At 29.3% G+C, this 9,705-nt stretch carries 10 protein-coding genes; 7 read left to right on the top strand and 3 right to left on the bottom strand.

From position 1 onward, the window contains the following. On the bottom strand, positions 1-894 hold an 894-nt coding region (pfkB, locus tag LGK95_RS21205; RefSeq protein WP_226126898.1), incomplete at its 3' end, for a 1-phosphofructokinase. Positions 895-1,667: 773 nt separating this feature from the next. Here pfkB and LGK95_RS22935 point away from each other — a divergent pair. The 6 genes from LGK95_RS22935 to LGK95_RS21175 all read left to right on the top strand — a co-directional run bounded on the left by LGK95_RS22935 (position 1,668) and on the right by LGK95_RS21175 (position 7,910). Continuing rightward, the gene (locus LGK95_RS22935) at positions 1,668-1,778 is read left to right on the top strand and encodes a small, acid-soluble spore protein, alpha/beta type (RefSeq protein WP_404814482.1); all 111 of its coding nucleotides are present in this window, start codon (positions 1,668-1,670) and stop codon (positions 1,776-1,778) included. A gap of 336 nt (positions 1,779-2,114) precedes the next feature. Next, the gene (locus LGK95_RS21195) at positions 2,115-3,599 is read left to right on the top strand and encodes a spore germination protein (protein WP_226126896.1); all 1,485 of its coding nucleotides are present in this window, start codon (positions 2,115-2,117) and stop codon (positions 3,597-3,599) included. After that, the gene (locus LGK95_RS21190) at positions 3,592-4,680 is read left to right on the top strand and encodes a GerAB/ArcD/ProY family transporter (protein ID WP_226126895.1); all 1,089 of its coding nucleotides are present in this window, start codon (positions 3,592-3,594) and stop codon (positions 4,678-4,680) included. The genes LGK95_RS21195 and LGK95_RS21190 overlap by 8 nt, the downstream gene beginning before the upstream one ends. After that, complete coding sequence (locus LGK95_RS21185; RefSeq protein WP_226126894.1) at positions 4,673-5,806, top strand: Ger(x)C family spore germination protein; 1,134 nt, start codon at positions 4,673-4,675, stop codon at positions 5,804-5,806. The genes LGK95_RS21190 and LGK95_RS21185 overlap by 8 nt, the downstream gene beginning before the upstream one ends. A 197-nt stretch (positions 5,807-6,003) precedes the next feature. Continuing rightward, positions 6,004-6,627, top strand: coding sequence for a hypothetical protein (locus LGK95_RS21180; protein ID WP_226126893.1), 624 nt, complete (start codon positions 6,004-6,006; stop codon positions 6,625-6,627). A 299-nt stretch (positions 6,628-6,926) separates the two neighbouring features. Continuing rightward, on the top strand, positions 6,927-7,910 hold the full coding sequence (locus LGK95_RS21175; protein ID WP_226126892.1) for a DUF3231 family protein: 984 nt from the start codon (positions 6,927-6,929) through the stop codon (positions 7,908-7,910). A 516-nt stretch (positions 7,911-8,426) separates the two neighbouring features. On the opposite strand, the gene LGK95_RS21170 is transcribed toward LGK95_RS21175, so the two are convergent. Next, positions 8,427-8,867: a DUF6773 family protein gene (locus LGK95_RS21170; RefSeq protein ID WP_226126891.1), complete on the bottom strand. Its 441-nt coding sequence runs from the start codon at positions 8,865-8,867 to the stop codon at positions 8,427-8,429. Further along, positions 8,857-9,069 (bottom strand): helix-turn-helix transcriptional regulator, encoded by a 213-nt coding sequence (locus LGK95_RS21165; protein WP_226126890.1) that lies wholly within the window; start codon positions 9,067-9,069, stop codon positions 8,857-8,859. Before LGK95_RS21165 ends, LGK95_RS21170 begins: the two co-directional genes overlap by 11 nt. Positions 9,070-9,317: 248 nt before the next feature. Between LGK95_RS21165 and LGK95_RS21160 the strand changes: the two genes are divergently transcribed. Continuing rightward, positions 9,318-9,476: a DUF1540 domain-containing protein gene (locus LGK95_RS21160; RefSeq protein WP_226126889.1), complete on the top strand. Its 159-nt coding sequence runs from the start codon at positions 9,318-9,320 to the stop codon at positions 9,474-9,476. Positions 9,477-9,705 lie beyond the last annotated feature (229 nt).

Raw genomic sequence — 9,705 nt, 5'->3', positions numbered from 1 at the left:
TACCTGTGCTAAATAATGCTCAATATCTTCTTTTTTACATAAATCCTTTGAAAATGCTGTAGCACTTCCAGATGTAGCTCCCCATCTAAATGCTTCAATTAGATCCTTTGATTCTGAATACTTAGCTAAAAATCCTGCAATAACTGAATCTCCTGCACCAACTGAATTCTGTACTTTTCCCTTTGCTGGGGTTGCGTGATAAACTCCACTTTCGCAAATTAGAAGAGCTCCCCTTTCAGCCATAGATATAATTACATTTTGTGCCCCCATAACAATAAGTTTCTTTGCATATTCAATAATTTCATCTGTATCTGTAAGTTCTTTATTAAATATTTCACCTAGCTCATGATTATTAGGTTTTATTAAAAATGGCTTATTCGCCAATGTCGCGACTAACGCATCACCTGTGGTATCAACTACAACTTTCACATTATTAGAAGCACACTTTTTTTGAAGCCTGGCATATATGTCCCTTGGAACAGACTTCTGAACATTTCCTGATAATACTAGATAATCATTTGAAGTTAAACCTTCTATTGTTTTAAATAGCTTATTCAAGTCCTCATCTTTTATAACTGGACCGGCTCCATTGATTTCCGTCTCTTCTTTCGATTTGAGTTTAACGTTTATTCTTGTATCACCATTTATCTCAATAAAGTCAGTTTCAACCCCTTGAGACTCCAATGAATCAATGATAAATTTTCCAGTAAAACCTCCAACAAAACCTAAAGCCTTACTTTTTATCCCAACATTATTTAAAACTCTTGATACATTTATACCTTTTCCGCCAGCAAATTTTTCTTCACTGACAACTCTATTAATTAATCCTGTTTTAAAATCATCTACGTTTATAACATAATCTATAGCCGGATTAAAAGTTACTGTATATATCATCTTTTGGTCACTACCTTTTATATTTATTTTTAACGTCCATGCAGACATAATAATATAAAATCAGCCATTAAACAACATATTTTTTGCGTTCTATTAGATTTCGATCACCTTTAAACATAAATGGTAATTCACTTTTTCCATAACATAATTTAAAATTGTAACTTAACACAAGCGAAGCACATAACAATCTAAATTAACATTTATCTATTACTATTTCTTTTTTATTGGTATATTTTAATTATTACATTTGTAGGAATTATTTTATTGTAATAACGGATATTCAACTCCATAGCGACCAAGGGTTGCTTATTCCGATAATTATTACATCGTATACCTTTATTGAAAAATTAAAAGAAGTATAGCATAATGGTTTAAAAAGGTGGGCATTATTTTATAAACGTTTTAATATATATTTTACAACCTTAATAAACGTTATGAATGGCTTAAAATGGTTGTTTTAATTCTAGCCTTTAAGGTATACCTTTATAAACATTAGTGCATAAGTAGTTTTACAATAATATTAATAATCAAAAGGCTTTATTACATAAGAAAAGCATCCAAATTAATAGACACTCTCTAAACATTACTATCATATTAATAATTGTTATCTTCATTTCTAAATAGTATTTATAAATTTAACTATTTCTGTTGCTGTTACTTCACTGTTATTTATTTAAGTAAATTTGACATGATATAAGAATCTATTAATTTATTAAATGCTTCTCTGTCTTTTATTGTTTGAAAATGTAAAGCCATATCACCATTTGTAAAGTATACTTATTCAAAAATATTATTATTATATAAGTCCATCAGGTTCGGTTGCATTTTCTGTTGGTGGACAAATGGTGAAAAAAATGGTAGAACAATATGAAAGAAATTTATAATTAAAAATGATATAAAAAAGGTACATAGGTATAAATATATGTACCTTTTATGATGATACAACTAATAAAAAAACAAAATCCTACTATAAGAGTTTGTTTTTTTTATTATATATAAAGTGAGAATGGTTAAAGCATGAAGTGGTGTCAAAACTTAAAGTCAAATGTAAAACCTAAAAGTGAGGTAAAAAGTTGTGATTTATGGATATTGTAGAGTATCAACCAAAGGACAAGAAAAAATGGGATAGTCCCCTTCATTTTTTCTTTAATATGAAAAAAGTCATCTGGATTTATGTATATATTTTTAATATATTGCTAATAATAAAATTGGTGATGTAAATGAGTGAAGATAAAAGTGCAAACACAAACGTAAATTTATATAATGATTATGAGAAAAATTTTTCCTTGATTGATGAGGCATTAAAAGACTGTCCTGATATTATAAGGCGACAGGTTATTTTAAATTCGGGAAAAAAAGGTTGTTTCTTTTTTGTTCAAGGGTTATGTGATATTGACCTTTTTCAAAGAGATTTTATGACTCCTTTACTTAATTTAAAAAAATTAGATTCTGAAGAACTTAAATATCTTCCTAATAAAATTCCTGTAGCAGGACTAACCTTCCTTATAGTAATTGACAATCTAATAGAAGATATATTGTCTGGAAATGTAGTTTTTATATGCGAGGGGTTAAATCAAGGAATTTCATGTACACTAAAAAAATTTGAAAAAAGAACCTTAAAAGAGCCAGAAGGAGAAAAAAGTGTTAGAGGAGATCATGATGGCTTTATTGAAGACATGGCAACTAATATAGCTACTCTCAGAAGGAAATTAAAAACTGTCAAACTTAAATTTAAAAATTTTACTGTTGGAAATATATCACACCAAACAATTTCGGTAGCGTACCTTGAACATATTGCCAATCCAAAATTACTACAAATTATTTCTGACAAAATTAATCAAATAGATACTGACAGCTTTTTAGCAATTGGATATTTAGAACAAATTATTGCGGACCATCCAAATTCTATTTTTCCTCAATATCTTTCCACAGAAAGACCGGATAAAGCCGTAGCAGGATTACTGGAAGGAAAATATCTAATAATGCTTCAAGAAACCTCCTTTGTAATGATAGCTCCTGTAACTTTTCATGCATTTACTCAAGCACCTGAGGATTATTCAACCCATTGGGTAGGAGCAACTTACCTGCGTTTGCTACGGACTGTATCAATATTAATAGCATTATTTCTTCCAGGTATATATATTGCATTGCTTACTTACCATTACTACATGATACCACTGCCTTTACTAGTCCAACTTGCACAATCCAGAGCAAAGGTACCTTTTCCTCCCGTTATTGAAGCATTTATGGTTGAATTTATGATAGAAACGGTAAGAGAAGCTTCAATTAGACTTCCATCTTTTATAACTGCATCTATTAGTATTGTTGGAGGATTAGTAATTGGTCAGACAGCTATACAGGCTGGAATAGTAAGTAACCTTATGGTAATAGTAATCGCTGCTGCTGCCATTGCAGGCTTTACCATGCCTACTTATGATTTAGGAATTTCTATTAGGCTTGTTAAATATGCCGTTATGATAACCTCATCAATATTTGGTATTTTGGGTGTAATAGTTCCAATGGTAATGTTACTCGCACACCTAATAGTATTAGATTCTCTAGGAGAACCCTATTTTCAGCCTATAGCACCTTTTAAATTTGCTGATTTAAAAGATACCTATATAAGAGCTCCAATTAGATATTTGAAAAAAAGGCCAGATGTTGCGAAACCACTAGATAAGGAAAGAGGTAAGAAGAATGGATAAAAGGAAAAACAATATTACCTCTGCTCAATTGATGGGACTTATTGTATCTATTCAAGTAGGTATAGGTATTGTTGGCTTACCAAGTAATTTAGCTACAGTTTGTGGCCATGATGGTTGGATCTCAGTATTAATATATGGAATAATTATAACTGCTGTAATTGCACTGATAATAAAGCTTATGAATAGGTATAACAATAAATCTATATATGAAATAAATAAGTTCTTATACGGAAAATACCTAGGTGGTTTGTTAAATTTACTTATAGTTCTATATTTGTGGTACAGCGTATGTCTATGTTTAAGAAGTTATATAAACTTAATACATGTTGATTTATTAAGATCAACTCCTTCATCTGTACTATGTGTTTTTACTTTAATACCTACTTGCTACCTAGCATGGTACGGATTAAAATATATAACAAGATTTGCACAAATGATATATCTTTCAATTGGTTTCTGTCTTATTTTGTATTTACTTGTATCTGGTGACTTAAGATTGAATTTTTTAATGCCAATTGCCCAAAGTGGTATAGATGGTATAAAAGCTAGTTTTAGTCCATGTATTTTTGCATTCCTGGGTTATGATGTGATTTCGATTATATACCCAGAAATTACCAACAAACAAAAAGCCATGAAATTTGCTATAGGAGCTAATACAATTACCACTATATTTTATATAATTCTTGTTCTCGTTACTACGTCTTTTTTTGGAGAAGAAATGCTAAAAAAAAGTATAGATCCAATGATTAAACTATCAAGATCTTATAGAGCCCCAATAATTGAAAGAATGGATGTGCTATTTATAGCTATATGGCTACCAGCAATGGCTATGTCGATTGGCGGATATTTTTCTGTAACCTATTATAGTATACGTAAACTATTAAATCTAAAGAAAAAGGCTATATACCTAATTGTATTTACCTCAATAACAATATTATTAAGTAATGTACCTAAAAGTATATCAAATATTAAAGTTTACACTAATATTATGACGATATCCGGAACTATATTTTCAATATTTTTAGTCATATGCTACTTATTTTCTTTCATTCGAAAAAAAGGAGTGAATCCACATGTATAAAGGGATAAAAAAAACATTTCTATTATTAATTATTATTCCATTTATACTTTGTGGTTGCTGGGATGAAGTAATAGTAGAAAAAATTAGTTTTCTGACAATATTAGGTATAGAGCGAGCTCCTCAAGGAAATTTAAAGGTTACCTATGGCATGCCCCTAATTGACCCAGATGTTAAAGGTTCTAGAGTAGAGATTTTAGATACTCAGACTAATTTACTAAGGATGTCTACGGAATTTTTTAATAAAAGGGCCAGTAAGGAACTGTTGGCAGGTAAAATTCAGCTATTTTTTTATTCTAAAGAGATTGCTGGAGAAGGACGTATAGCTGGTATTAATTCAGTATTAGAAAGGGATAAAACGAACGCAATGCTTACATGGATTGTTGTTGTTGATGGAAGCCCTAGAAGCTTAATACACCAATCAGAAGAAAACTTTAAGGATAAACCTATAACATCTACATATGTGAATTCGCTTCTTGAGCGTGCGGTTAGAACTGGGAACATCAATGAAACAAGAGTTTTCAAGTATAACTTAATAAGCATGGCCCCAGGTATTGATAATACAACTCCAATGATTAAGATTATTGATAATTCTATTGAAGTCACAGGTTCAGCCTTATTTTCAGAAGAAAAAATGGTTGGAAGTATAAATGCACAAGATAGTGGACTTTTAATGGCAATGATGAAAACTTTAAAACATAAAAAATATATCTACAATGCTCGTATTGCGGCTAGCGCTAATGAAACTTATAGTGAAAAACTAAGCTCAGCTATTCACCTTAGTCAAAACAGTAAAAAAATAAACATCTCAATTAAGAATAATAAACCTGTAGTAGATATCTATTTAGACTTATCTGGATATGCTGATGATTATAAATGGGATCATTTAAGTAATCAAAATGAAGTAAAAAAGGTAAGTGATTATGTACAGGAGCAACTCAGGCAAGATTGTCAAAAATTGGTTGGGTACATGCAAAGAATAGAAAGTGACCCTATCGGTATAGGTGATATGGTAAGAGCTAAGCATAACAGTTACTTTAAAAAAGTAGATTGGCATACGGCATATAAAAATGCTTCAATAACTGCTCATGTTAAATTTAATTTAATTGAATATGGAGATATACAATAAAGTTAATCTAAAATAAATAATGTGAAATCAAGAGAATAATAAATTAATGGTTGAGTATTAACCTTTAAACACATGATTCTGAGTGTAAATAATTACACTCAGGAGATTCCTTAATGATATTATTATTATCTTTAATTGAATAAAGTGATTTAAAAATAGCAAATAACATATTTAAATAAATACAAAGGAGAATTTTAGTGGGAAATATTATTTATCATAAAGATTTAAATATATGTGCTGAAAAGATTGAGGAATTAAGAACTATGTTAATAAATGAATATAAAGCAAATAGTCCAATTTCTATAAAAAATTTTATTAAGTTGGTAACAGATAATCCTGAATTGCCTACTTGGATTAAAATACAAAAATGTTTTAAAACTTCTTCATTCAAAAAAATATTTATGGATGGTACATTAGGAATTACTATAAATAAATCAAACAAATATGGCACTAAACAAATAGAAAATAAAAAATCTGATATTTTAAAGCAAATAGCTGAAATATATGCTAATAATAATAATATAATAACAGAACATTTACTTAAAGAAAATAAGCTGTATCCAACTTATATTAAATGTTATTTTACCTCTATTAGTGAAGCTTATAAATTAGCTGGTGTTAAGGCAACATATATTAAACCACATCATATAACAAAAGGTGAATTTATAATTCGTTTCACTAAATTAATGCCTGAGTTTTCTAAAAATAATGTCACATATAGTATAGAAAAACTAAGAAACCGTGGTCTTACATACTATTATATAAAAATGTACTATGGTGATCTTTATAATCTATTAAAGTCATTTAACATTTCTATTTAATTTATATGCAAAGTAGTTAGTTTATAACTGATGAATTAGCATACAACATAATAAGTGTTATGTTGTGTGGATTTTGTTCTATGAAATGAAATATAAAGAAAATAAAAACTCAAATGTAACTTCCATGACCTCATTTATTTCTATATGAACTTTTAATTTATGTAATACGAACTTATAATGGTTATGTATTCAGTATGTGAGAATGCTATCACTTACTTCTTTAATGAACCCCTAAATGTATGTATAAACATTATTCTACAAATACTAATAACAATATTTGCAATTAAGGGGTGAATGTATTGGATATAATTTCAATAATAAAAAAAGTTAAGAAAAGAGAAGGAAGCCTAGATATCCAGGAGGCATTTAATATATATAATCTTCTAAGAACTAGGTATGTTAGCACTCAAACGATTCAATTATTTAAAAACTTTGTTCATGACGTAAGTTGGGATATAATCCTAGATAAATTTCAGATAAATTTTGAAAAGCAGATAGATGATTTAGAGGAATTAGGCGAAAAATTTCGTATCATCATGCCAAACAGACCTCCTGTGGACGTAAAGTTTGCAACCCGTATTAATGATGTAACAGATGATTATATCTATAAAAAGATATACCATGACCTCATAGCACAGGTGCTGTCTCTTAGTTATGCAGTTCGTTCAACCAGTACGAATGATAAGTTAAGAAGTATTATTATCCAAGAGTTTATAATTCAGTTTGAGGATCTAGATACCTTTTATAAGTTTGGTAAATTGACAGGCTGGGAAGAGACGTATCCTACTTACAAGACTTCTATTCCTCAGTTAGAAGAACAGCTTTCCACTTCTGAATCGTTTCATATTTGGGATCATATTACTATGAGATATGAACAAACTGAACTCTTAGGTATATTCGCTAGTTTTGCTCATGATACTGAGTTTAAGGTAATACTTAAACAGAGGTTACATAGTTATAACAAGCAGCTTAACAAGCTTGAAGGGCTAGCACTAAAGCTTAATGTACCCCTGCCTAACAGACCGGCACAACCAGTAACTTCTCCAATTGATCCTGAAACAATTACAGATAAGTTTATGTATCGAATTGTTTTAAGTAGGGAATTACAGTCCTTAGATGCTCATGTCAGAGCAATCATTGAGTCTATTAGGAACGAACCGTTGCGTAAGTTATGGAAGGAGTTCTTTAATGAGGAGTTAGATTATTACGATAAATATCTGAAGTATGGAAAAATGAAAGGTTGGACAAGAATAGTACCAATTTATGGGGAACCAGTGACCTAAATTAAAATCAAATAAACAGTACAATCATACTAACTTTATTTTAATAAAATAGCAATAAAAAACAATGTAGATAGTGATAAATAATGCATAAAAGTAGTGTATATTCTCAATTAGACACCAAAAATAGCATGAAAATAGTAAATAATGACATGGATGAAGGCTGGAATGAGGGTATAGGCTAGATATAGGGATATAATAGATGTCGTGAAATGAATAGGTTCGGATTTTTCTCTTAATTCTGAAATAAATAATAACACTCCCTTATTTTTTATTTCGATAATAAAAGTTTATAGGAAGTGTACATTATAATAAAGAAGTATCTTACTTAAGATGCTTCTTTATATTTTATAGAGGTAAAAATCAAATTAATGCAATTAGTACTCTTCAGCCACCGCTGTTAGCGGTTTAGTTCAATTATTATTTCACGACTTTTGTCTTTATATAAAATAGTTTTTATCGCAATATTAAGTGCCTTTGATAATAATTGGACTTTTAAAAATGAACAACAAAATGTTTTTAATCATTTCCTTCATTATTTTTATGTCTTGATATTATACTTGAGATAACGATAATCATGATGAAGAGGACGAAAAATATAAACACTCTTAAAGCTCCACTATAAGAAATGCTGAAACTTCCTTTAAAAAAACTTGTTTTAATAATCAGTCCCATAGTAATCACCATTACACAAAAACCAATGCTAATACTCAATTTTTTTTTGCTATAGGTACCATATGCTCCTGCCCCGACGACCCTGATACCGTAATATATCGCGCAAATTAATATTATTGCAGATATGCTTATTGAACTAGCAGCCCACTTAACCCCACAATTTCCGAGAAATATATCTATCAATAGTGAAGGAAAGAGAATGAAATAGCATTGATTCCCTATTTTATTTCGAGTTTGAATCTGCATTTCATCAAGGTCTTCTTTCAGACTTTCTTTATTTATCATTAATATCATCCTCCCAAAAAATTTGATCAAGTGTTTTATTGAGTGATTTACAAATAGCAATACATAATCGTATAGATGGGTTATAGTCTCCACTTTCAATAGCATTAATGGTTTGTCTAGTAACATTAACAGCTTCAGCGACTTCCTTTTGTGACATGTCTTTTGCGGCTCTTGCAGACTTAAATTTTAAATTTTTACTCACATAAACCACCTCTAAATATATTGTAATACTTTTTTTACATATTGTAAACTATATCTTACATTATATCTGTATTATATTACATATAAATAGATATTGTTCTTACAACGATTTAGAAGATTCACTGGATGTCAGCCACATAAGGGAACACAACAAATAATGTAATATACTTTTAATCGAAGTTTGTTAGGATAATTATTTTTATTTATGCTAATAATAATTTTATAATTTTATAAAGGGAGGTACTTTTTATGAATCATAATGAAAGTATAGGTTGTGCAGTAAATGAATGTGAGCATCATTGCAAAGAAGATAATTATTGTACATTAAACAAAATCGAAGTTGTAAAACATGAAAGTGTTTCTAAAACACCAGAATGTACAGACTGTGGAAGTTTTAAAATAGTATAATAGTTTATACATAAAAATGCCCCTGGTAGCTACCAGAGGCATTTTTATGTTCAATATGGGAGATTACTGTATGAGTTTAACATATCACTTAATTATTCATTTTTTTGTCGTTAAACAATCTTTTCACGACATTTGCTGTTTCCAAGCAATTGATTTTTATATACATGAAAATCAATTGTTTGGATATAATAAAAAAGATGAAATTAATTGTGTTTTTGATTATGAACAG

This window comes from Clostridium algoriphilum, assembly GCF_020443705.1.
GTDB lineage: Bacteria > Bacillota > Clostridia > Clostridiales > Clostridiaceae > Clostridium_AD > Clostridium_AD algoriphilum.
The sequence above is the reverse complement of the archived record's forward strand: the minus strand, read 5'-3'. Positions and strand labels throughout refer to the sequence as shown.